The 21,756-nt window shown below is 67.1% G+C and carries 21 protein-coding genes and 1 pseudogene; 16 read left to right on the top strand and 6 right to left on the bottom strand.

Annotation, left to right across the window (positions count from 1 at the left end):
- The first annotated feature begins 1 nt into the window (after window position 1).
- Genes K309_RS0122290 through K309_RS0122325 form a run of 8 tightly spaced genes read left to right on the top strand, consistent with a single transcriptional unit; the run spans window position 2 to window position 5,989 of the window.
- Window positions 2-421 (top strand): Zn-ribbon domain-containing OB-fold protein, encoded by a 420-nt coding sequence (locus K309_RS0122290; RefSeq protein WP_051320551.1) that lies wholly within the window; start codon window positions 2-4, stop codon window positions 419-421.
- 16 nt (window positions 422-437) lie between these two features.
- Window positions 438-1,667: a CaiB/BaiF CoA transferase family protein gene (locus tag K309_RS0122295; protein ID WP_051320552.1), complete on the top strand. Its 1,230-nt coding sequence runs from the start codon at window positions 438-440 to the stop codon at window positions 1,665-1,667.
- A gap of 15 nt (window positions 1,668-1,682) precedes the next feature.
- On the top strand, window positions 1,683-2,690 hold the full coding sequence (locus K309_RS0122300; RefSeq protein ID WP_029048486.1) for a DODA-type extradiol aromatic ring-opening family dioxygenase: 1,008 nt from the start codon (window positions 1,683-1,685) through the stop codon (window positions 2,688-2,690).
- Window positions 2,691-2,743: 53 nt separating this feature from the next.
- A complete protein-coding gene (locus K309_RS0122305) occupies window positions 2,744-3,406 on the top strand; it encodes an RraA family protein (protein ID WP_029048487.1) in 663 nt (220 codons plus the stop codon).
- 5 nt (window positions 3,407-3,411) lie between these two features.
- A complete protein-coding gene (locus K309_RS0122310) occupies window positions 3,412-4,074 on the top strand; it encodes an RraA family protein (RefSeq protein ID WP_029048488.1) in 663 nt (220 codons plus the stop codon).
- Between the two features lie 2 nt (window positions 4,075-4,076).
- On the top strand, window positions 4,077-4,739 hold the full coding sequence (locus K309_RS0122315; protein WP_156914419.1) for a 4-carboxy-4-hydroxy-2-oxoadipate aldolase/oxaloacetate decarboxylase: 663 nt from the start codon (window positions 4,077-4,079) through the stop codon (window positions 4,737-4,739).
- Window positions 4,726-5,517: an enoyl-CoA hydratase/isomerase family protein gene (locus tag K309_RS0122320; RefSeq protein ID WP_232232451.1), complete on the top strand. Its 792-nt coding sequence runs from the start codon at window positions 4,726-4,728 to the stop codon at window positions 5,515-5,517. Before K309_RS0122315 ends, K309_RS0122320 begins: the two co-directional genes overlap by 14 nt.
- 28 nt (window positions 5,518-5,545) lie before the next feature.
- Entirely contained in the window at window positions 5,546-5,989 is a 444-nt protein-coding gene (locus K309_RS0122325) for a PaaI family thioesterase (RefSeq protein ID WP_232232452.1), read from the top strand.
- Window positions 5,990-6,052: 63 nt separating this feature from the next.
- Here the strand turns inward: K309_RS0122325 and K309_RS0122330 are convergent, their stop codons facing one another.
- Window positions 6,053-6,397, bottom strand: coding sequence for a hypothetical protein (locus tag K309_RS0122330; RefSeq protein ID WP_029048492.1), 345 nt, complete (start codon window positions 6,395-6,397; stop codon window positions 6,053-6,055).
- 6 nt (window positions 6,398-6,403) lie between these two features.
- Window positions 6,404-7,378 carry a GlxA family transcriptional regulator gene (locus K309_RS0122335; RefSeq protein ID WP_029048493.1) on the bottom strand — a complete coding sequence of 325 codons (975 nt, stop codon included), beginning with the start codon at window positions 7,376-7,378 and terminating at the stop codon, window positions 6,404-6,406.
- A 170-nt stretch (window positions 7,379-7,548) separates the two neighbouring features.
- Here K309_RS0122335 and K309_RS0122340 point away from each other — a divergent pair, with 170 nt between their 5' ends.
- A complete protein-coding gene (locus tag K309_RS0122340; RefSeq protein ID WP_029048494.1) occupies window positions 7,549-8,157 on the top strand; it encodes a cysteine hydrolase family protein in 609 nt (202 codons plus the stop codon).
- Between the two features lie 46 nt (window positions 8,158-8,203).
- On the opposite strand, the gene K309_RS0122345 is transcribed toward K309_RS0122340, so the two are convergent.
- From K309_RS0122345 to K309_RS0122355, 3 genes are read right to left on the bottom strand one after another with little or no spacing between them, the layout of a single operon-like run.
- Window positions 8,204-9,598, bottom strand: coding sequence for a class II fumarate hydratase (locus K309_RS0122345; protein WP_029048495.1), 1,395 nt, complete (start codon window positions 9,596-9,598; stop codon window positions 8,204-8,206).
- A gap of 5 nt (window positions 9,599-9,603) precedes the next feature.
- On the bottom strand, window positions 9,604-10,593 hold the full coding sequence (locus tag K309_RS0122350) for a tripartite tricarboxylate transporter substrate binding protein BugD (RefSeq protein ID WP_029048496.1): 990 nt from the start codon (window positions 10,591-10,593) through the stop codon (window positions 9,604-9,606).
- Between the two features lie 45 nt (window positions 10,594-10,638).
- Window positions 10,639-12,054: a class-II fumarase/aspartase family protein gene (locus K309_RS0122355; RefSeq protein ID WP_029048497.1), complete on the bottom strand. Its 1,416-nt coding sequence runs from the start codon at window positions 12,052-12,054 to the stop codon at window positions 10,639-10,641.
- Between the two features lie 126 nt (window positions 12,055-12,180).
- On the opposite strand from K309_RS0122355, the gene K309_RS0122360 reads away from it, so the two are divergent.
- From K309_RS0122360 to K309_RS37065, 4 genes are all read left to right on the top strand, one after another.
- On the top strand, window positions 12,181-12,915 hold the full coding sequence (locus K309_RS0122360) for a GntR family transcriptional regulator (protein WP_029048498.1): 735 nt from the start codon (window positions 12,181-12,183) through the stop codon (window positions 12,913-12,915).
- A gap of 241 nt (window positions 12,916-13,156) precedes the next feature.
- Entirely contained in the window at window positions 13,157-14,170 is a 1,014-nt protein-coding gene (locus K309_RS0122365; protein WP_035878130.1) for a hypothetical protein, read from the top strand.
- Window positions 14,171-14,296: 126 nt separating this feature from the next.
- Complete coding sequence (locus tag K309_RS0122370; RefSeq protein ID WP_029048500.1) at window positions 14,297-14,851, top strand: AAA family ATPase; 555 nt, start codon at window positions 14,297-14,299, stop codon at window positions 14,849-14,851.
- A 34-nt stretch (window positions 14,852-14,885) separates the two neighbouring features.
- Complete coding sequence (locus K309_RS37065) at window positions 14,886-15,476, top strand: flavin reductase family protein (protein ID WP_232232453.1); 591 nt, start codon at window positions 14,886-14,888, stop codon at window positions 15,474-15,476.
- 190 nt (window positions 15,477-15,666) lie between these two features.
- Here the strand turns inward: K309_RS37065 and K309_RS0122380 are convergent, their stop codons facing one another.
- Window positions 15,667-16,146, bottom strand: coding sequence for a YbhB/YbcL family Raf kinase inhibitor-like protein (locus K309_RS0122380; protein ID WP_029048501.1), 480 nt, complete (start codon window positions 16,144-16,146; stop codon window positions 15,667-15,669).
- Window positions 16,147-16,870: 724 nt separating this feature from the next.
- On the opposite strand from K309_RS0122380, the gene K309_RS0122385 reads away from it, so the two are divergent.
- The 3 genes and pseudogenes from K309_RS0122385 to K309_RS0122395 all read left to right on the top strand — a co-directional run.
- Entirely contained in the window at window positions 16,871-18,118 is a 1,248-nt protein-coding gene (locus K309_RS0122385; RefSeq protein WP_029048502.1) for an efflux RND transporter periplasmic adaptor subunit, read from the top strand.
- A gap of 103 nt (window positions 18,119-18,221) precedes the next feature.
- Window positions 18,222-21,407 carry an efflux RND transporter permease subunit gene (locus K309_RS0122390; RefSeq protein ID WP_029048503.1) on the top strand — a complete coding sequence of 1,062 codons (3,186 nt, stop codon included), beginning with the start codon at window positions 18,222-18,224 and terminating at the stop codon, window positions 21,405-21,407.
- 91 nt (window positions 21,408-21,498) lie between these two features.
- A pseudogene (locus K309_RS0122395) lies at window positions 21,499-21,756 on the top strand (RND transporter); the annotation flags it as partial.

Below are 21,756 nucleotides of genomic sequence, written 5' to 3' on the forward strand. Positions count from 1 at the left end.
CATGAGCACCACTACTACCACCAGCACCACCAACACCGCCGCGCGCAAGATCCCCGCGCCGCGCACGCTGCCGGAAAGCCTCCCATTCTGGGAGGCCGCCGGCCAGGGCCGCCTGCTGGTCAAGTTCTGCCTGGACTGCGGCGAGGCACATCACTACCCGCGCGACATCTGTCCGCACTGCCAGTCCCTGCGCACCGAATGGCGCGAGGCCAGCGGCCGGGGCACGGTCTATTCGCACAGCACCATGGGGCGGGCCGAGGCGGCCTACACGCTGGCCTTCATCCAGCTGGACGAGGGCGTGACCATGATGAGCAATCTGGTGGACTGCGATCCGCGCGAGGTGGCCATCGGCCAGCGCGTGCGGGTGGTGTTCAAGCCCAGCGACGGCGGCTACGCGGTGCCCATGTTCACGCCGGCATGACCTGAGAGAGTTGAAGATGGAAGACAACGCAACCAACCCGCGCCAGTCGGAACCGAAGCGCCACGGACCTTTGTCGCGCTTCACCGTGATCGACGCCTCGCGCGTGCGGGCCGGCCCTACCGCGGTGCGGCTGTTCGCCGACATGGGCGCGCGCGTGATCAAGCTGGAGATCCCGCCCGGCGCAGCCGGCGGCGACGACATGATCGGCGGGCGCGACCACAACCGTGCCGACTACGAGAACCTGCATCGCAACAAGGAAAGCCTGACGCTCAACATGAAGTCGCCGCAGGGCGTGGCGATCCTGCATGACCTGGTCAGGCGCGCCGATGTCTTCATCGAGAACTACCGGCCGGACGTGAAGCATCGCCTTGGCATCGGCCCCGATGCGCTGCGCGAGATCAATCCGCGCCTGGTCTACGCCAGCATCTCCGGCTTCGGCCAGGACGGTCCCTATGCGGGCTGGCCCGGCTTCGATTCCATCGCCCAGGGCATGGGCGGCCTGATGAGCGTGACCGGCAAGCCGGGCGAAGGGCCGATGCGGGTGGGCATCCCCATTGCCGACCTGTGCGCCGGGCATTTCTGCGCCATGGGCATCCTGACCGCGCTGCTCGAACGCGAAGCTTCGGGCCAGGGGCAGTGGGTGCAGACCTCGCTGCTGGAAGCGCAGATCGCCATGCTGGACTTCCAGGCCGCGCAATGGCTGATCGACGGCAAGGTGCCGGCGCAGAGCGGCAACGAGCATCCGCTTACCGTGCCCACGGGCGTGTTCGCCACGCAGGACGGCTACCTCAATATCGCCGCGATCGGCCAGACCATGTGGAAGCGGCTGTGCGAGGCACTCGAAGTGCCGCATCTCGTCGATGAGCCGGGCATGGGCTCGGACCCGGAACGCGTGCGCAACCGCGACGCGGTCAATGCGGCGATCGAGGCCGCGCTGCGCGGGCGTACCACCGCGGAGTGGACCGAGCGCCTGCTCAAGGCCGGCGTGCCGTGCGGGCCGATCCACAGCATCGACCAGGTATTCGCCGACGCGCAAGTGCGCCACCTGGGCATGGCATGGCCGATGCGGCATGCGGAACTCGGCGACGTCTCGCTGGTGGGCCAGCCCATGCGCCTGTCGCGCTATCCGCGCGAAGCGCCGCCGCGCATGGCGCCCGAGCAGGGCGGCGATACCGACACCATCCTCGCGGAGCTTGGCTACAGCGCGGCGCGCATCGCCGAACTGCGCGCGGCATACATCGTTTGATCGAAGGACATTCCCATGGCAAAGATCGTTGCCGCATTCGGCTCTTCCCACAGCATCATGCTGGCCGCCCAGCGCGAGGACTGGCAATACGGCTTCCCGCAGGTCGATCCCAAGAACCCGTATTACTTTGACCGCGCAGGCGAGCCCACCACCTACGAGAAGCTGCTTGCCGCGGCGCCGGCCGAGGCCGAGGCCATGGTCACGCCCGACCGCATGGGCGAACGCTACGACCGTGCCGAGGCCGCCATGGACGAGCTGCGCGCGCGCATCCGCGCCGCGCGGCTGGACGTGCTGCTGGTGGTGGGGGACGACCAGACCGAGCTGTTCCGTACCACCAACAACCCGGCCTTCGCGATCTACTACGGCGACACCATCCGCAACGCCAAGCGCGACACGGGCGCGAACGACGGCTGGTACAAGAAGGCCCGCATGGCGCGCCAGGAGCCGGAGGCCGACCGCGACTACCCCGTGCATGCGCCGCTGGCGCGCTGGCTGATCCGCGCGCTGTGCGACCGCGATTTCGACATCACCGCCATGGACGGCCTGGAGCGCGGGCAGTTCGAGGGCCATGCGTTCTCGTTCATCCACCGCCGCTACCTGCAGGACATCGACCTGCCCGTGGTGCCGATAGTGCCGGTGATCGTCAACACCTTCGACCCGCCCAACCAGCCCACGCCGCGGCGCTGCATCCAGCTCGGCGCCGCGCTGCGCGAGCTGATCGCGGGCTATCCGGAAGACCTGCGCGTGGGCGTGCTGGCCTCCGGTGGCCTGAGCCACTTCGTGGTCGATGAAGCGCTGGACGAAGCCATCATCGCCGCGATCCGCAACAAGGACACCGCCTTCCTGGCGTCGCTCGATCCGAAGCAGCTGCAGGCCGGCAGCTCCGAGATCCGCAACTGGCTGATCGCGGTGGAAGCGGTGCGCGAGCTGGACCTGGAATGGGTCAGCTACGTGCCGGGCTACCGAACCCCCGCGCTGACCGGCACCGGGCTGTGCTTTGCCGCCTGGCGCACGCTGGTCTGAGGCGTACCGCATCCCGCAATACAAGACAAGACAAGACAAGGCAAGACGAGACCATGACCCAACCTGACTCCTACGTACAGCGCCTGCGCCGGCTCGATTGCTGCGCCGTCTCGGACGCGCTCGACAAGCTGCAACTGCCCGGCGTGGTCACGGGCCTGCCGCAGCGCAGCGGCGCCGGCCGCGTTGCCGGGCGCGCCATCACCGTCAAGCTCGGCACCGGCGCGCCGCCGGCGGGCCCGGCGCGGCACCTGGGCTGCACCGCCATCGAAGCAGCCGGCCCCGACCACATCATCGTGGTCGAGCAGCGCAGCGGCGTCGAAGCCGGCAGCTGGGGCGGCCTGCTGTCGCTGGGCGCCAAGGTGCGCGGCGTGGCCGGCGTGGTCGCCGACGGCCCGGTGCGCGATATCGACGAGGCCATTGCGTTCGACTTCCCGGTGTTCAGCCGGGGCCTGACGTCCTTCACCGCACGTGGCCGCGTGGTGGAGAAGGGCACCAACGTACCGGTCGAGATCGCGGACGTGACCGTGGCCGGCGGCGATTACGTGCTTGCCGACCGCAGCGCGGTGATCTTCATCGCGGCGCGCGATATCGAGCGCGTGCTCGACACCGCCGAGGCCATCGTCCTCAAGGAGTCCGCGATGTCGAAGGCCATCCTGGCCGGCACGCCGATCGGGCAGGTGATGGGCGGCAACTACGAACACATGCTGAAGGACTGAAGACCATGAGCGAATCAACGGACATCAACGTGGGCCGCGCGGCGCGGCTCGATACCGCCACCCTGAGCGACGCGCTCGACAAGCTCGGCATCGCCGGGCAGTGCTACCGCATCAAGCCGCGCGGCGACAGCTTCGCCATGGCGGGGCGCGCCTGGACGCTGCTGTATGGCCCGGCCGCCAACCCGCCGGGCACGGTGGGCGACTACATCGACGACGTGCCGCCGGGCAGCGTGCTGGTGCTTGACAACGGCGGGCGCGACAACGCCACCGTGTGGGGCGACATCCTCACCGAGATCGCGCACCGCCGCGGCATCGCCGGCACCGTGATCGACGGCGTGTGCCGCGACGTGGCGCTGTGCCGCCAGCTCGGCTACCCGGTCTTCAGCAAGGACCACTGGATGCGCACCGGCAAGGACCGCGTGCAGGTGGAAGCCACCAATATCCCCGTCAATATCGGCGACGCGCGCGTGCAGCCCGGCGATATCGTGCGCGGCGATGCCGACGGCGTGGTGGTGATCCCGCGCGAGCATGAAGCGGCGGTGCTGGACACGGCCGAGGCCGTCGAGCACGCCGAGAACGCGATCCGCGAAGCCGTGCGCGGCGGCATGCGGCTGGACGAGGCGCGCCGCCAGTTCCGCTATCACCAGCTGCAGACGAAGGGGGCATGAGCATGAAGGAACATGACGCAGCCAGCACCACGCGTGCTGATTTCGAGCGCGTGCCGGCGGAGGTCGCCGCGGCCGCTGCAACGCTGCCAACCGCTACGCTGCACGAGGCCGGCGGCAAGATCGGCGTGCTGCCGCCGGGGATCAAGCCGGTGGCGTCCCGCTTCCGCCTGTGCGGGCCGGCGCTGACCGTGCACTCGCCCGGCGGCGACAACCTGTGGCTGCATCGCGCCATCGAAGCCGCGCGTCCTGGCGATGTGCTGGTGGTCCATGTCGGCGGTGCCTACGAGCATGGCTATTGGGGCGAGATCATGACCACCGCCGCCAAGGTGAAGGGCCTGGCGGGGCTGGTGATCGACGGCTGCGTGCGCGATGGCGTGCTGCTCGACGAGATCGGCTTCCCCGTCTTTGCGCGCGGCCTGTGCATACGCGGCACGGGCAAGGACTATGGCGCCATCGGCTGGCTCAACGAGCCGGTGCTGTTCGGCGAAACCCGCGTGGAAGCCGGCGACCTGATCGTGGGCGACGCGGACGGCGTGGTGGTGGTGCCGCGGCGGAGCGCGGCCGACGTGGTGGCGCGCGCGCAGCAGCGCGAAGCCGCCGAAGCGGCGATTCTCGGCCGCGTGCGCGCGGGCGAATCGACCATGCAGATCTATGGCTTCCACTGATGGCATGAACAAGGCGAGCGCGCCGGGGCAGCCGCCCGCCCTCGTTATCGACGGTGCGGTGGCGGTCATCACGCTGCGCCGGCCCGAGGTTGCGAACCGCCTCGAGCCGGAAGACCTCGACCTGATGCGCGAGCACATCGCCGCCGTCAATGCCCGCGACGAAGTGCTGGTGCTGCGGATCGAGGCACAGGGCAAGCATTTTTGCAGCGGCTTCAATATCGGCAAGGCAGGCGGCAGCGATGCCGGCGAGCGCTTCGAAGCGCTCGCCAACGCGCTCGAAGCGGCGCGGCCCGTCACCATCGCGGTGATCCAGGGCGGACTCTACGGCGGCGCGTCCGATCTCGCGCTGGCCTGCGATTTCCGGCTGGGCGCGCAGGGCGTCGACATGTTCGTGCCGGCGGCGCGGCTGGGGCTGCTGTTCTACCGCGGCGGGCTCGAGCGCTATGTGGCGCGGCTGGGCCTGGCCACCGCCAAGCGCGTGCTGCTGGCTGTCGACAAACTCGATGCGGCGCAACTGCAGGCATGCGGCTTCCTCGACCACCTGGCCGCCGATCCGCAGGCGCTGCGGGCGCAGGCCGCTGCGCTGAGCGAAAAGCTGGCCGGCATGGCGCCGCTGGCCCTGCTGGGCATGAAGAAATACCTGAACCGGATCGCGGCCGGCACGCTCGACCCGGCGGAGATTGCCGCCGATATTGCGCGCGCCGAGGCGTCCGAAGACCTGCGCGAAGGCTCGCAGGCCTGGCTGGAAAAGCGCGCACCGCGCTTTCGCGGCTGCTGAGAAGAGAGGATCGGGAATGACATCGTCGATGACGTCGGTTGATATGGCCTCGGACAACTACTTCGCCAGGATGCAGCGCGGACAGGTGCCGCCGCCGCCCATCTGTGAATTGCTTGGCGGCAGCATCGGCGCGGTTGACCTGCAGGCGGGAACCCTGGAATCCGCCTATCACGCCACGCCGGCTTTCCTGAACCCGGCCGGCCAGGTCCAGGGCGGCATGCTGGGAGCGATGCTCGACGACGTGACTGCCATGTTGGTGACGGCCACGCTGGGCGAGGAGGAATTCTGCGCAACGCTGAACCTCAACCTCTCCTTCCTGCGGCCGGCCAGGACCGGCGTGCTGCTCGGACGCGCCAGGCTGGAGCGACGCGGCAGGAACGTCTGCCACGTCGCGGCGGAGCTGCTGCAGGACGGCCGGGCGGTCGCCACCGCGACGGCAACCTGCATGGTCGTCAGCCGGGTATCTGGCTGACCGGTGCGCGCGGAATGCGGATCCCGGTATGAGCCGGCGCTGCCAGGCCGCCGCCCCCGGCATTCAGCGCTTGCCGCCGGCTTGCGCGGCGAACGTCCGCCATTCCCGGAACACGGCATCGAGGCAAGCCGCGGTCGCGCAGCTGTCGCGCTTCCTGCGGAACGCGGAGATGTCCGCCTCGGTGATCGTGCCGGCCTTGAGCTGCCGCTGCTGGTCGGCATGGATGCGCTGGTAGCCCATCGAAAACAGCGCCGACTCGCAGATCAGCCGCTGCGATGGCACGCGGCCGGCCGGCGCAGTTGACGGGTCGCAGTCGATATCGGTGGCGGCATGGGCTGCGCCGGCGAGCGCAAGGGCAACGGCGCCGATGCAGCAGTGCATAAAGCGGGAGCGGAAAAAGCGGTTCATGACAACTTATGCAGCGGCACGGCCTGGCGGCGCCGTGGTGCCGAACTGCTTGCGGTAGGCGGATGGCGAAATGGCAAAAGTCTGGGCAAAGTGCTGGCGCAACGAAACCGCCGAGCCGAACCCGACCAGGCCGGCGATCACGTCGACGCTCTTGCCGGTGGTCTCCAGCAGCCGCTGCGCCGCGGTGAGCCGGTGGTTCAGCAGCCACTGCGTCACCGTGGTGCCGGTCTTGGCCTTGAAGCGCCGGGTGAAATTGCGCCGGCTCATGCCTGCCTTGTCGGCCAGCAGGTCCAGCGTCAGCGGCTGTTCCAGGTGCTCGATGGCCCAGTCGAGCGTGGTGCTCAGCTTGTCGGCACCCGCGGTCTGCGGCAGCGGCTGCTCGATGTACTGCGCCTGCCCGCCATGCCGGTGCGGCGCCACCACCATGCGGCGCGCCACGCGGTTCGCGACGTCCGCGCCATGGTCGCGGCGCACCAGGTGCAGGCAGCAGTCCAGCGCGGCGGCGGTGCCGGCCGAGGTCAGGATGCTGCCATCGTCGATGTAGAGCGAACGGCGATCGAGCCGGACCCTGGGATAGCGCGCGGCAAAGTCATCGGCCCAGACCCAGTGGGTGGCCGCCGGCCGGCCGTCGAGCAGGCCGGCCTCGGCGACCACGAAGGTGCCCAGGCACAGCCCGGCGATGCGCGCGCCGCGGGCGCTGGCGGCCTGCAGCGCCGCCAGCAAGGCCGGTGACGGACGTTCCGCGGGGTCGCGCCAGGCCGGCATGATCACGGTATCGGCCTGTTCGAGCGCGGACAGGTCGTGCTCGACCTCGATGCGGAAGCCCGACATGGTCCGGATCAGGCCGGTCTGCTCGCCACAGATCAGCAGCCGGTAGCGCGGCACGCCCAGCATGGCGAGATCGTCGCCGAACACGATGCAGGGCACCGACAGGTGGAACGGGCTGATGCCTTCGAAGGCAATCACGGCGACAGTGTGCATCGCTTCCTCGCAAGCAGGGGCGTCTGAAGTTGGCCCGATTCTAGCGGATGTTGTCCATCGGGACGCTTTCGGGGCGGCGGCGGTCGTTGGAAACTGCGTGCAGCGATGTGGCCGCGGCGGCTGTCCCGCCAGGCAAGCACGCTCTCCTTCCCATCACGACGAGGACAACGATGACACACCCGACGATCCGCACCCTGGCCGGCGCCAGCGCCCCGACCGCGATCGCAGCCGCCAGCACGGCGCTGCTGGTGATCGATTTCCAGAACGAGTACTTCGACGGCATGCTGCCGATCCCGGACGGCGCGGCCGCGCTCGGCAACGCCCGGCGCCTGGTCGCGCATGCGGACGCCGCCGGCATTCCCGTCTTCCACGTCCAGCACCTGGCGCCGGCGGACAGCCCCGTCTTTGCGGAGCAGGGCGCCAGCGCGGAGTTCCACCAGGACCTGCGTCCCGCGGGCCACCACACGGTGGTGCGGAAGACTTCGGTAAGCGTGTTTCCCACCACCGACCTGGACCAGCGCCTCAAGGCCGCCGGCATCAAGACGCTGGTCATCACCGGGCTGATGACGCACGCCTGCGTCGCGGGCGCCGCGCGCGATGCGGTGCCGCTGGGCTATGGCGTGATCGTGGCGGAAGACGCCTGCGCGACGCGCGACCTGGACCGGCCCGGCGGCGTGGTGCGGCATCGTGACCTGCACCAGGCTGCGCTGGCGAGTATCGAAGACACGTTCGGGGACGTGCTGACGACGGAGCAGGTGCTCAAGCTGCCGGTGGTCTGACAGCGGGGGACGCGCGCCCGCCCGCTGACGCCGTGCGCCTGCAGGACTACGGTTGCCCCTTGGCCAGCCGCATCGGATCCACCAGGCGGTCGAACGCCTCGCCGCTCAGCAATCCCAGCGCGATCGCCGCTTCCCGCGGCGAGATGCCTTGCGCCAGCGCGTGCCTGGTGATCTGCGCCGCCCGGTCATAGCCCAGCACCGGGTTGAGCGCGGTGACCGCCAGCAGCGGGTTGTCCAGGTTGCGCGCCAGCCGTTCGGGGTTGACCGCCAGCCCCTGCACCAGCCGCAGTGCGAAGACGCGTGCGCCGTCCGCCATCACGCGTATCGACTGCAGCACGTTGTAGATCAGCACCGGCTTGGCCACGTTCAGCTCGAAGCTGCCGGAGGCGCCCGCCATGGTCACGGTGACGTGGTTGCCGGCCACCTGCATGGCGGCCTGCGCCACGACCTCGGCGATGGTCGGATTGCGCTTGCCGGGCATGATCGACGAGGTCAGGCCATCGTCCGGCAGCACCAGCTCGCCCAGCCCGCAGCGCGGGCCCGAGCCCAGCCAGCGCAGGTCGTTGGCGATCTTGGTGAAGGAGACGGCAACCACGTTGAGCACGCCCGAGAGCTCGACCAGTGCATCGTGCGCGGCCATGCCCTCGACCTTGCAGGGATTGGCGCGGAAGGCCTGGCCGGTCAGCTGGCTGGCTTCCTCGCAAAAGGCCTCGGCGAAGCCCGCCGGCGCGTTCAGGCCGGTGCCGGCCGCGGTACCGCCCTGCGGCAGCACCAGCAGGCGCGGCAGGGTGCCGCGCACGCGCCCGATGGCGTTGTCGAGCTGCGCGGCAAAGCCGTCGAACGCCTGCCCCATGGTCATGGGCACGGCATCCATCAGGTGCGTGCGCGCGATTTTGAGCACATCGGCAAAGGCCCGGGCGCGCTCGCGCAGGGCGTCGCGCAGCAGCGCCAGGGCGGGCAGCAACCGGTCTTCGAGCTCCAGCACCGCGCTCAGGTGCATGACCGTCGGGAAGCTGTCGTTGGAAGACTGCGACGCGTTGACATGGTCGTTCGGGTGCACCGGCGCGCGCGTGCCCAGCGGCTGGCCAAGCCGCTCGTTGGCGCGGTTGGCGATGACCTCGTTGGCGTTCATGTTGGTCTGCGTGCCCGAGCCGGTCTGCCAGATCGTCAGCGGGAAATGGCTGTCGAAGCGGCCGCGGCGCAGCTCGTCGGCGGCGGCGACGATTGCCTCGGCGATGGCGGCGTCGAGCACGCCGCAACGCAGGTTGGCCCGGGCCGCCGCCATCTTGTGGACGCCGAAGGCATGGAGCAGGCAGTCGGGAAAGCGCTCTTCGCCGACTTCAAAGATCGCCAGCGCCCGCTGCGTCTGGGCGCCCCAGTAGCGGTCGGCGGGGATGTCGACCGGCCCGAAGGCGTCGTTCTCTACGCGGTATGCCGTCATGGCGCTCAGTCCAGTGAGATATTGGCCTTGGCCGCCACTGCCTTCCAGCGCGTGATCTCTGCCTGGGTGTGCTTGCCGAGCGCGCTGGCGGTGTACTGCTCAGGCGGCAGCAGCTGGATCGCCTGCGCCGACATCTTGCCGGTGAAGGCCTTGTCGGCCATGACCTTCAGGTAGGCCTGCTGCATCTTGTCGATGACGGCCTGCGGCGTGCCCCTGGGCGCGTAGATGCCGTACCAGGTGCTGGCCTCGAAGCCGGGCAGTCCCGATTCGGCCAGCGTGGGCACGTCCTTGAGCTGCGCCACGCGGGTTGCCGAGGTCACCGCCAGCGGCCGCACCTTGGATTCGGTGATCTGTGGCAGCGCCGTATTGGTCTGGTCGAACATGCCATCCACCTGCCCGCCGATCACGTCGATCAGCGCCGGGCCGGCCCCTTTGTACGGCACCAGCGATACCTGCATGCCCGCCGACGAGGCGAACAGCGCCGCCACCAGGTGCGAGGTGGAACCCACGCCGGCATTGCTCAGGTTGAGCTTGCCCGGGTTCTTCTTGCCGAACTCGACCAGGTCGCGCACGTTCTTCGCGGGATGGTCCTTGCGCACCATCAGGACCATCGGCGTATCCGGGAAGCGGAACACCGGCGCGAAGTCCTTGACCGGGTCGTAAGACAGCTTCTTGTACAGCGCGGGCGCGGCGCCCATGTAGCCCATGTGCCCGACCAGCATGGTGTAGCCGTCAGCCGGCGCACGCGCGGCCTTGGCCGTGCCGACGGTGCCGCCGGCGCCGGGCGAATTGTCGATGATGATCGACTGGCCGACCTCGCGCGCGACCCGCTCGGCGATGGTGCGCGCCAGCGCGTCGGTGGGGCCGCCGGCGGCGAACGGGACGATCCAGGTGATCGGCTTGCCCGGCCAGGCCTGTGCCACGGCAGGGGATGCGGCCACGGCCGTGGCGAGTGCCAGCGCCGCGCACGCGGCCACTTTGCGGATGGGGTTCATGGGTTGTCTCCCTGGTTTGAAATGATGATGTGTGAGCCTGCTGCCTCAGGCCGCGGATTGCTCTCGGGACAGCGCGACAGCGCGGTCGACCATCTGCGGCGCGAGGCCGAGGTAATTGGCCGGATCGGTCATCCGGTCGATGGCGGCGCGGTCGAAATGCTGCGTGACGGCCGGCAACGCGGCCAGCGCGTCGGCCAGCGTGCCGCCGTGCTCGTTGACCGTGCGGCAGGCGTCGTAGACCACGTCGTGCGCCTGCTGGCGGCCGATATGCGGGGCCATCCCCATCATCACGGCCTCGGCCACGATCAGGCCGTTGGAGATGCCGAGGTTGTGCTTCATGCGCGCTTCGTCGACGATCAGGCCGCCCAGCGCAAACTTTGCCTGGTGCAGTGCGCCGGCGGTCAGGATGAAGCTCTCCGGGATGGCGATCCATTCCGCATGCCACGGCCCGGTGGCGCGCTCGAAGTCCTGCACCATTGCGTCGACCATCAGGCCGGCGTGCTGGCGCACCGCCTTGGAAGCGGCCAGCATCAGCTCGCTGGAAATCGGGTTGCGCTTCTGCGGCATGGTGCTGCTGGCGCCGCGGCCCTTGACGAAGGGTTCGTACACCTCGGCGAACTCGGTCGACGCCATGATCATGATGTCGAGCGCGATCTTGCCCAGCGAGCCGGTGATGAGCGCGAGCAGGTTGACCGCTTCGGCAAAGCCGTCGCGTGCCACGTGCCAGGTGGTGGCCGGCACGCCCAGCCCCAGTTCTTGCGCCAGGGCTTCCTGCACCGCGAAACCCTTGTTGCCGCCTTCCTTGCTGTCGCCTTCTCCGCCCAGCGACGCCAGCGTGCCGGCCGCGCCGGCGAACTCGACCACGGCCACGCGCGGCCGCAGTTCGGCCAGGCGCTGCTGGTGGCGGTCGAACATGGCCAGCCAGATCGCCGCCTTGTAGCCGAAGGTCACCGGCAGCGCCTGCTGCAGGTGGGTGCGGCCCGCCATCGGCGTGTCGCGGTGCCTGACCGCGAGGCCGGCCAGGATGCCGCGCAGCGCGCGGATATCGGCGTCGATGCTGTCAAGCGCGTCACGCACCTGCAGCGCGACCGCGGTGTCCATGATGTCCTGCGTGGTGGCGCCCCAGTGCACGTAGCGTCCGGCCTCGCCGCACATTGCCACCAGCTGGTGTACCAGGGGCAGGATCGGATAGCCGACAATGTCGGTTTCCGCGCGCATGTGGTCGAAGTCGATGCGCTCCAGGCGCGACTCGCGGGCAATGACCTCGGCCGCTTCCGCGGGGATGACACCTACCTTGGCCTCGGCTTTGGCGAGTCCGACCTCGACATCGATATAGCGCTGGATCAGGGCCACATCGGAGAAAATCTGGCGCATGCCGGCGGTGCCGAAGGCATCGCGGAACAGGATCGAGTCAACGACGGTGCTGGCAGTCGGGGCATTTGGGGCCGGGAACAGGGTCATGTTGCTACCTTGAGGGGAAGAGGGCAGTTCATTAATATGTTCGAACATATGCGGCATTAAATATGTTCGAACATATTTAGAAAAGGAGGGTAAACCCGCGTCCGACGAGGCCGCGGGCGGGCAGTCATGAGCAAAACCAATCCGGCAGAGATCAGCAGGCAACTTATCGAGGGCATCACGACCGGCCGCTACGCGGTCGGCTCGCTGCTGCCCACCGAATTCGAGCTGTGCGAGCAGTACCAGGCCAGCCGCTACACCATCCGCGCGGTGCTGCAGGAACTGCAGCAGCTGGGGCTGGTGTCGCGGCGCAAGAACGTGGGCACGCGCGTGGAATCGGCGCGGCCGCGGCCGGTGTTCCGGCCCTCGCTGGCGTCGGTGGACGACCTGGTGCAGTTCGGCGCCGAGCACCTGCGCGTGGTGCAGTCGGTGGAGGAAGTGGCGGTGACGGCAGAGGTGGCGGCCGAAATCGGCTGCGAGCCAGGCGCGCGCTGGCTGCGGATTTCCAGCCTGCGGATGGATGGCGGCAAGGACGGCACGCCGATGGCCTGGACCGACGTCTACGTGGATCCGGCCTATGCCGAGCTCGGCGAACTGGTGCGCGCGTCGCCGGACACGCTGGTCAGCGCGCTGATCGAGTCACGCTATGACCGGCAGATCGCGGAGATCCACCAGGATGTGCGCGCATTCGCCATCGGCGACCGGCGCATCGCCGAAGCGCTCAAACTGGAAGCGGGCGCGGCCGCGTTGAAGATCGTGCGGCGCTACCTGGACGCCGCTGGCGAGACGTTCGAAGTCTCGGTGACCGTGCACCCCGCCGACAGCTTTTCGGTATCGATGCGCTTGCAGCGCTCGGCGGGGTAGGGCAGCGCAGCCGATAAACAAATGGTGCTTCGTCGCTCCGCGGGGTGGGCAGGCAAAGTGTTGTCAAGTGTTGTCAACGGAAAGCGCCGACAGCCTGGACGCCGCAGCGCCTATCCTATCTGAAACTCGAGCGAAGAATCGACAGCAAGATCGATAGCCCAAAGGGTGCAGGCGCCACCGGCTGATCTACACCCGCTCTTCTACACCCGCTCTTGATGTGGCCGGCCGCTGGCACCCTGTCATGACAACCCTACGCTTCTCGGCGCTCGCCGCCATAATCGCGACATTCCATGCGTTTACGCTTGGCGCAGTCCGATCAGCAAGTGCCGCGCCGGTGATCGTCGAGGTACGCAACTTCACCACACCGACCCAATGCACCGAGGAGGACAATGTCTCGTTCGTCATGAGTTCGCCGGCAATCCAGCGCTTCCGCGTAGAGGCGCTACATCCGCCATATCTCAGCAAGCTTCGCGGATCCCGCTTTCCGCCGGCGGACTTCTCCAACTGCGATTTCGACGAAAATTCGCCCCGCACGGATCCGGGTCGTCGCTTCACGCCACGTAAGGTGCGAATCTACGACGGGCCTGATTTCGCCATCGAAGGCAATACCTACGAGACGTTCTGGCGGCCACGGTCCGTGCCAGTGGCGGTTTGGGGCAGCGTGTATGACGACTTCCATCTGCTGCAGTTCTACGTGAAGCACCCGCATGCTGGCAAATTGCGCGAGACGCAGGTGCTGGTGTTGTATCCCCCTGACGGATACTGGCGGGCCAAGCCATTGCCGGCAACACCCGCTAGCAGGAATTCATACGGCTCATCGTTTCTGATCGGCCCGATCACGGAGGCTGGCAGACCCATCGTAGAGATCGCAGATATCGATATCGACCCCAAAGGGCGAACCATTCGGCTGCGCTTCGTCGCAGGCGGCGAGGCCAGCGTGAAACTGATCGAAGTGAGCCGCGAGCGCACCGCACTCGATGTGAAATTCAAGCCTGGCTATCGACACTCCAACGTGTCCGCGGCGGGGGGCATGTCAGGCTTCGCGATGTTGCGCTCGATGTATGTCGCCGAAGACAACGCCGATGTGAGCCGCGTCGAGTGGCGTGATGCCGCCGGCCGCGCGCACCACGCCTCTGTGGCCGACACCGCCGCGCTAAAGGCGCGTTCCGTGCGTTTCGGCAGGGTGGTGCCGTCGCGGCATAATGCCGACGCGCCCGATATACGCTTTGCTGGCTTTGACGACGGCCGCCCTTGAGCCCTTTGAGCCCTTTGAGCCCTTTGAGCCAGGGTACCTCTGATCAACGAGGTCAATGCTTTCGTCCAAGAGCCGCCGCCAAGCGCCGGCACAACATGGCGGCGCCCGTTTTATAGAGGATGAAAGATGAATCGACTTATTGTCATTTCCGGCTGTTCGGGCGGTGGCAAATCCACGCTGCTGGCGGAGCTTGGACGACGTGGCTATCCGGTGGTAGAAGAGCCCGGCCGCCGCATCGTGGCGGATCAAACGCGCAGCGGGGGAGGGGCACTGCCTTGGATCGATATGACGGCGTTCCTGCATCGTGTGATTGAACTGGCTAGGCGCGACCTGAAGGCCGCAAGCCCATCCGATAAATGGATTTTCCTGGACCGAGGGCTAGTCGATGCGATGGCCGCGCTTCAGCATGTCACAGGTGAACCGCTGCTGAAGGCGCTTGCAGGCGAGGCGCAGCACTATCACCAACTCGCCTTCCTGGTACCACCTTGGCCGGAGATCTACAACCAGGACTCAGAGCGGCGGCATGGCCTGGCCGACGCCATGGCGGAGTACTCGCGGCTTCTTGAAGCGTATCCGGCGCTTGGCTACGATGTCTGCATCGTACCGAAGGCCACCGTTGTTGAGCGGGCCGACTTTGTCCTGGGTGCTCTGCGTACACGCATGCGGAAGTTGTTTGCATAGACGAACAGAAGGCTGAGGGTCGCTGACCGACCCGTTGCCGAAGTTCGATCGCGCGCGGCCCAAAGGGCCGTCCACATGGAGTCTGCTGTATTGTGCGCGCTCGCGGCGCCATGCCGGGTATCTTGAGCAGCTCGCGCCATTTGCGGATCGGATCGTGTTGCATGCCGATGACGAACATGACGGCCGGGCCGACTTCGAGGCGGCGTTGCGGCAGATGCCATCGGGCTGGCATGTCTACACCTGCGGGCCTGGTGCCATGATGGATGCAGTGTGCGGTCACGCGCAGACGCTCGGCATCGATCCTCTTGCCGTGCATGTCGAACGGTTCAGCGCCGGTTCGCAAGTGACCGCCGAACCCCACGCGTTTCAGGTGCGTCTGCTCAGGCATGGGGCACGATTCACGGTCCCGCAAGGTGCCAGCATTCTTGAGGTACTTGAGGCGAACGGCGTGTGCCTTCCGTCTTCCTGCCGCGAGGGGTTGTGTCGAAGCTGCGAAGTCCCGCTGGCTTCCGGCGTGGCCGATCATCGCGACTACGTGTTGAGCGAAGACGAGCGCATCGCAAACAAGTCGATCTTGATCTGCGTCTCTCGAGCGAAGTGCGCGGAGCTGGTTTTGGACATATGAGCGCGCGAGAACGGGCATGGACTTGAACCAGGTGCCCTTCTTGGCCGATGAAGCTCAGGCAATCCTGTCGCGTTCGCGCGAGTCGGGCGAGGCCGCCAAGGCGGCCCCCTTCGTTGATATTTCCGTACGCGGCCGGCGAGCAGACCGGTGCCTTCGCACTGCCTCTGCCGGGGCCGGGTGCACGACTACGTCAGCGCGCGTGCTTCTGGTAGGTCCCGATGAGTTCGGCATGGGCCAGTATGTGCCCCTGCATGGCCTGTTCCAGCGCCGCCTTGTCCGGCTTGCCGAGATCCGGCAGCACGACGTCCAAGGCATATAGCTTGTGGAAATACCGGTGCCGGCCAACCGGAGGGCACGGCCCGCCGTAATCGGCGCGGTGCCAGTCGTTGAAACCTTCGCGAGCGCCGGGCGGCAAGCTATGCCGGCTCATACCTTGCGCAAGCGAGCCGGGCTGAGGAGGCAGGTTGTACACGAGCCAATGGACCCATGTCATTTGCGGTGACGCCGGGTCCGGCGCATCCGGATCATCGACAACCAAGACCAGGCTGGCAGTGGAGGGTGGCAAGCCTGACCACGCCAGGGGAGGTGACACATCGGCGCCTTCGCACGTGTGCACGGTGGGAATCTCCCCGCCTTGGGCAAACGCGGGGGATGTCAGTATGAGCGGCATCGATGGCCTCTGCTGGGCAAGTAGTGCTGTTCCGAACAGCATGGCCGCAAAGGCCAGCAACCTCGGTAGAAGTGCCAATCGCACCATATCTGCCCCCGCCGGCGCATGACGGCAATTCCAACTTAGCCCGGATACAACCCATGCGCAAGGAACCGCGCAGTCTTCCGAACCCCGACCCGCAACAGCCATGGACCGCGCCTGCAGTGAATGGCTGTTTCCGTCAGTGAGCGTTCCGTTCACCCGTCCCCAAACGTCGCGCCGCATCAGACTGCCTCATTGGTGAAGGCCCCGGCCATAACACCAGGGCCCCGTCGAAACGTACTGCCCGGATCCACGTCTTGAAAGTGCTGGCTAGGTCCGGCGTGATGGGCTGGACGCACGCACGGGCCCTGGTCTGCCGCAGACAGTTGCGCAGGCTGTTGGCATCGGCCAGCGACAAGATCCCACTGCTGCACATGGAGGTGCACAGCGTTGCTCCACCACAAATTCCTTGCGTCTTGTAACTACGACGATTAAGATCGTAGTTATGGTGCCGTTCGGGTGCCACCGATATGCCAGGGTGCGCGGCACTGGGCTAAGGGCCGGGGACTGAATGTTCCGATACGCTGAAATTGCGATCGGAGCCTTCATGGCCACTAGCGCACCTGCGACCTCCAGCTTGAGGCTGGATTGAGGGAAGGGCGCATCGACTCGAGAGTCTCAACGATGCATGGAGTGAAGAAGGATGAATCGCAAGTCTCGACAAACGCTGCTCGCCGCTGCCCTCGTGGCGATCCTGGGGGCCGGCGTGGCAGCTTCGGTACTGCGTCCCCGGCACGGCGGGGACGCACAGGCTGCCACGCCGCCGCCCGCCCCGGCGGTTGAGGTGGCGGCAGTGGTGGGCAAGACCATCACCGAATGGGATGAATTCTCGGGCCGCATCGAGGCCGTGGACCGTGTGGAGATCCGTCCGCGTGTGTCCGGCACGATCGAAACGGTGCATTTCCGCGACGGCTCGATCGTGATGAAGGGTGACTTACTGTTTACGATTGATCCGCGCCCGTATGCGGCCGAAGTGGCGCGCGCCGGGGCGGCGCTGGCGGCGGCGCAGGTACGTGCGTCGCATGCGCAGACCGAAAAGGCGCGCGCCCAGCGCCTGCTCGACGACAACGCGATCTCGCGCCGCGAGTTCGACGAGCGCATCAACGCGGCCAGCGAGTTGTCGGCCGACGTCCGTGGTGCGCAGGCTGCACTGGAGGTGGCGAAGCTGAACCTGGGTTACACGCGCATCGTTGCACCGGTCACGGGCCGGGTGTCGCGTGCGGAGATCACGGTGGGCAACCTCGTGGCGGCCGGTGCGGCATCGCCGCCGCTGACCACGGTGGTATCGGTGTCGCCGGTGTACGCGAGCTTCGATGTCGACGAGCAGAGCTACCTGCGCTACACGGCGCCGAGCGCTGGCGGCGGCAAGAGCGACCTGCCGGTATTCCTGGGCCTGGCCAACGAGACTGGCAATCCGCACAAGGGCCGGATTCATTCGATCGACAACCGGCTCGACACGCGCAGCGGCACCATCCGCGTGCGCGCGGTCTTCGACAACGAGGACAGCCGCCTGCTGCCCGGCCTGTACGCGAAGGTCAAGCTCGGCGGCGGCTCGCCGTATCCCGCCGCGCTGGTCAATGACCGCGCCATCGGCACCGACCAGGGCAAGAAGTTCGTGCTGCTGGTGGACAAGGCCAACAAGCTTGCGTACCGCGAAGTCGAACTGGGGCCGACCTACGAAGGGCTGCGCGTGATCCGCAACGGCCTGCAGCCGGGCGAGAACATCGTCGTGAACGGCCTGACGCGCGTGCGCCCCGGCGACACCGTGACCCCCAAGCCGGTGGCGATGGCCTACCGCAGCGAACTGGAGTCGCGTGGCAGCTCGACCGACCGGAAGCAGGCCGAGGCTGACGGGAAGGCCGGCGAGGCCGGCAACGCCAGGGTGAGCTGAGTCCCGCCCTCCGCCACAGCCCGAACTGGAATTCTCCCCTGAGGTTGCACATGGCCTCCGCCTTGGCGGACCGCCAGCGGGAACTGCTTTTGCCGAGACCAAGATGAATTTCTCTAAATTCTTTGTCGACCGCCCCATCTTCGCGGGCGTGCTGTCGGTGCTGATCTTCCTGGTCGGCGCCATCTCGATGTTCAATCTGCCGGTCTCGGAGTACCCGGAAGTGGTGCCGCCGTCGGTGGTGGTGCGCGCGCAATTTCCTGGCGCCAACCCCAAGGTGATCGCCGAGACCGTGGCCACGCCGCTGGAAGAGCAGATCAACGGCGTCGAGGACATGCTCTACATGAACTCGCAGGCCAATACCGACGGCACGCTGACGCTGACGGTGACCTTCAAGCTGGGCACCGACCCGGACAAGGCCCAGCAACTCGTGCAGAACCGTGTCTCGCAGGCCGAGCCGCGCCTGCCGGAAGACGTGCGCCGCCTGGGCATCACCACGGTCAAGAGCTCGCCCGACCTGACCATGGTGGTCCACCTGGTCTCGCCCAACGACCGCTATGACACGACCTACCTGCGCAACTACGCGCTGATCAACGTGAAGGACCGCATCGCGCGGATCCAGGGCGTGGGCCAGGTGCGGTTGTTCGGCGCGGGGGACTACTCGATGCGCGTGTGGCTGAATCCGGAGAAGATCGCCGAGCGCGGGCTCGCCGCGTCAGACGTGGTGCGCGCCATCCGCGAGCAGAACGTGCAGGTGGCGGCAGGCGTGCTCGGCCAGTCGCCGGCGCTGCCGGGCACCGACCTGCAGCTGTCGGTGAATGCGCAGGGTCGGCTGCAGACGGTGGAGGAGTTCGGCGACATCATCGTCAAGACTTCGCCCGACGGTGTGGTCACGTACCTGAAGGACATTGCGCGAATCGAACTGGGTGCGTCGGAATATGCGCTGCGTTCGCAGCTGGACAACAAATCCGCTTTGTCATTGCTCATCTTCCAGTCGCCGGGAGCGAACGCGATCGAGATCTCGAACGAGGTGCGCAAGACCATGGAAGAGCTGAAGCAGAACATGCCGGAAGGTGTGGCCTACAGCATCGTCTACGACCCCACTCAGTTTGTGCGCCACAGCATCGATGCGGTGGTCCACACGCTGTTCGAGGCGATCTTGCTGGTGGTGCTGGTGGTGATCCTGTTCCTGCAGACCTGGCGCGCATCGATCATCCCGCTGCTGGCGGTGCCGGTGTCGATCGTCGGTACCTTCGGCCTGATGCATGCGTTCGGCTTCTCGATCAACGCGCTGAGCCTGTTCGGGCTGGTGCTGGCGATCGGCATCGTGGTGGACGATGCGATCGTGGTGGTGGAGAACGTCGAGCGGAACATCGAGGAAGGGCTGTCGCCGAAGGAAGCCACCTACAAGGCCATGCGTGAAGTCAGTGGTCCCATCATCGCCATCGCGCTGACGCTGATCGCCGTGTTCGTGCCGCTGGCGTTCATGACAGGACTGACCGGCCAGTTCTACAAGCAGTTCGCGTTGACGATCTCGATCTCGACCATCATTTCGGCCTTCAACTCGCTGACGTTGTCGCCCGCGCTGTCGGCCTTGCTGCTGAAGCGCCATGACGCGCCCAAGGACTGGCTGACGCGTGGCATGGACAAGGTCTTCGGCAAGTTCTTCGTCCGCTTCAATCGCTTCTTCGGCCGCAGCTCCGAAAGCTATGGCCGTGGCGTGAAGGGTGTGATCCGCCGCAAGGGCTCGGTATTTGGCGTCTACGCCGTGATGCTGGTGGCTGCCTGGGGCGTGTTCCAGCTGGTTCCCAAGGGCTTCGTGCCGGCGCAGGACAAGCAGTACCTGGTCAGCTTCGCCAAGTTGCCGGACGGCGCCACGCTGGACCGCACCGAGGACGTGACGCGCCGCATGTCGGAGATCGCGCTCAAGCACCCGGGCGTGGAATCGGCCGTTGCCTATCCGGGCCTGTCGATCAACGGCTTCACCAACAGCCCGAGCGCCGGCATCGTCTTTGTCACGCTGGACCCGTTCGAGAAGCGCAAGGGCAAGGAGCTGTCGGGCAAGGCCATTGCCGCGGACCTGAACAAGGAGTATGCCGCGATCCAGGACGCGTTCATTGCCGTGTTCCCGCCGCCGCCGGTGCAGGGGCTGGGCACGATCGGCGGTTTCAAGCTGATGATCGAGGACCGCGCCGCGCTCGGCTACGACGAGTTGTTCAATGCGACCAACGCCTTCATGGCGAAGGCGCGCGCCACGCCCGAGCTCGCCGGCATCTTCAGCAACTACCAGGTGAACGTGCCGCAGCTTGACGTGCAGCTCGACCGTACCAAGGCCAAGCAGCTCGGCGTGCCGGTGACCGATGTGTTCGATACGCTGCAGACCTACCTGGGTTCGGCCTACGTCAACGACTTCAACAAGTTCGGCCGGACCTACCAGGTCAAGGTGCAGGCGGATGCGCAGTACCGCCAGCATGCCGAGGACATCCTGCAGCTGAAGGCGCGCAGCGCCAGCGGCGAGATGGTGCCCCTGTCGTCGCTGGTGCAGGTCAGGCAGGGCTTTGGCCCGGATAGCGTGATCCGCTACAACGGCTTCACGGCCGCCGACCTGAACGGCGGCCCGGCGCCGGGCTTCTCGTCGGGCCAGGCACAGGCCGCCGCCGAGCGCATCGCTGCCGAAACCCTGCCGAAGGGCATCGGCTTCGAATGGACCGAGCTGACCTACCAGGACATCCTGGCCGGTAATGCGGGTGTGTGGATCTTCCCGTTGTGCGTACTGCTGGTGTTCCTGGTGCTGGCCGCCCAGTATGAAAGCCTGACGCTGCCGCTGGCCGTGATCCTGATCGTGCCGACGAGCCTGCTGGCCGCCATGACGGGCGTATGGCTGACGCAGGGCGACAATAACATCTTCACGCAGATCGGTTTCATCGTGCTGGTCGGGTTGTCCGCGAAGAACGCGATCCTGATCGTGGAGTTCGCGCGCGAGCTGGAGCATCACGGCCGCACCGTGGTCGAGGCTGCGATCGAGGCCAGCCGCCTGCGGCTGCGTCCGATCCTGATGACGTCGTTCGCTTTCATCATGGGCGTGGTGCCGCTGGTGGTGTCCAGCGGTGCCGGCGCGGAGATGCGACAGGCCATGGGTGTGGCGGTGTTCGCGGGCATGCTCGGCGTGACTTTCTTCGGGCTGTTCCTGACGCCGGTGTTCTATGTGGCGTTGCGCTTGCTGGCGACGCGGGGGCAGCGGCGCAAGGCGTCGGCGTCGGTGGAACACCAGGCGATGGCGTCCGCTGAATAGCGCGTGTTTGCTCCCTCTCCCTCTGGGAGAGGGGAGCTACCTCGGTGGCGTTGAACCCGCCAGAGCACAGAACAGTCAAGGAAATCCCAAAATGATTGCCCACATCACAAGGCAGTTGCCCCGCATCGCCACGCTGGCCGCCGCGCTGATCCTGGCCGGCTGCTCGCTGGCGCCGACCTACAAGGTGCCGGAGACCGCCACGGTGCCGGCCTACAAGGAAGCCGAGGCCGCGCAGGCCGAAGGCGCGCAATGGAAGACCGCGACGCCGGCCGAAGGCCAGCATCGCGGCGAATGGTGGAAGATCTTCGGCGACGCCGAGCTGGACCGCCTGATCGCCGCCGCGGGCGAA

Source organism: Cupriavidus phytohabitans (assembly GCF_000426345.1).
Taxonomy (GTDB): Bacteria; Pseudomonadota; Gammaproteobacteria; order Burkholderiales; family Burkholderiaceae; genus Cupriavidus.

Bases quoted from the DNA above. Each gene is read 5' to 3' on its own strand.
- K309_RS0122325 (WP_232232452.1), top strand. From the start codon at position 5,546: ATGACGTCGGTTGATATGGCCTCGGACAACTACTTCGCCAGGATGCAG.
- K309_RS0122360 (WP_029048498.1), top strand. From the start codon at position 12,181: ATGAGCAAAACCAATCCGGCAGAGATCAGCAGGCAACTTATCGAGGGC.
- K309_RS0122315 (WP_156914419.1), top strand. From the start codon at position 4,077: ATGAAGGAACATGACGCAGCCAGCACCACGCGTGCTGATTTCGAGCGC.
- K309_RS0122330 (WP_029048492.1), bottom strand. From the start codon at position 6,397: ATGAACCGCTTTTTCCGCTCCCGCTTTATGCACTGCTGCATCGGCGCC.
- K309_RS0122305 (WP_029048487.1), top strand. From the start codon at position 2,744: ATGACCCAACCTGACTCCTACGTACAGCGCCTGCGCCGGCTCGATTGC.
- K309_RS0122290 (WP_051320551.1), top strand. From the start codon at position 2: ATGAGCACCACTACTACCACCAGCACCACCAACACCGCCGCGCGCAAG.
- K309_RS0122370 (WP_029048500.1), top strand. From the start codon at position 14,297: ATGAATCGACTTATTGTCATTTCCGGCTGTTCGGGCGGTGGCAAATCC.
- K309_RS0122300 (WP_029048486.1), top strand. From the start codon at position 1,683: ATGGCAAAGATCGTTGCCGCATTCGGCTCTTCCCACAGCATCATGCTG.
- K309_RS0122295 (WP_051320552.1), top strand. From the start codon at position 438: ATGGAAGACAACGCAACCAACCCGCGCCAGTCGGAACCGAAGCGCCAC.
- K309_RS0122385 (WP_029048502.1), top strand. From the start codon at position 16,871: ATGAATCGCAAGTCTCGACAAACGCTGCTCGCCGCTGCCCTCGTGGCG.
- K309_RS0122335 (WP_029048493.1), bottom strand. From the start codon at position 7,378: ATGCACACTGTCGCCGTGATTGCCTTCGAAGGCATCAGCCCGTTCCAC.
- K309_RS0122310 (WP_029048488.1), top strand. From the start codon at position 3,412: ATGAGCGAATCAACGGACATCAACGTGGGCCGCGCGGCGCGGCTCGAT.
- K309_RS0122320 (WP_232232451.1), top strand. From the start codon at position 4,726: ATGGCTTCCACTGATGGCATGAACAAGGCGAGCGCGCCGGGGCAGCCG.
- K309_RS0122365 (WP_035878130.1), top strand. From the start codon at position 13,157: ATGACAACCCTACGCTTCTCGGCGCTCGCCGCCATAATCGCGACATTC.
- K309_RS0122350 (WP_029048496.1), bottom strand. From the start codon at position 10,593: ATGAACCCCATCCGCAAAGTGGCCGCGTGCGCGGCGCTGGCACTCGCC.
- K309_RS0122345 (WP_029048495.1), bottom strand. From the start codon at position 9,598: ATGACGGCATACCGCGTAGAGAACGACGCCTTCGGGCCGGTCGACATC.
- K309_RS0122380 (WP_029048501.1), bottom strand. From the start codon at position 16,146: ATGCCGCTCATACTGACATCCCCCGCGTTTGCCCAAGGCGGGGAGATT.
- K309_RS0122340 (WP_029048494.1), top strand. From the start codon at position 7,549: ATGACACACCCGACGATCCGCACCCTGGCCGGCGCCAGCGCCCCGACC.
- K309_RS0122390 (WP_029048503.1), top strand. From the start codon at position 18,222: ATGAATTTCTCTAAATTCTTTGTCGACCGCCCCATCTTCGCGGGCGTG.
- K309_RS0122355 (WP_029048497.1), bottom strand. From the start codon at position 12,054: ATGACCCTGTTCCCGGCCCCAAATGCCCCGACTGCCAGCACCGTCGTT.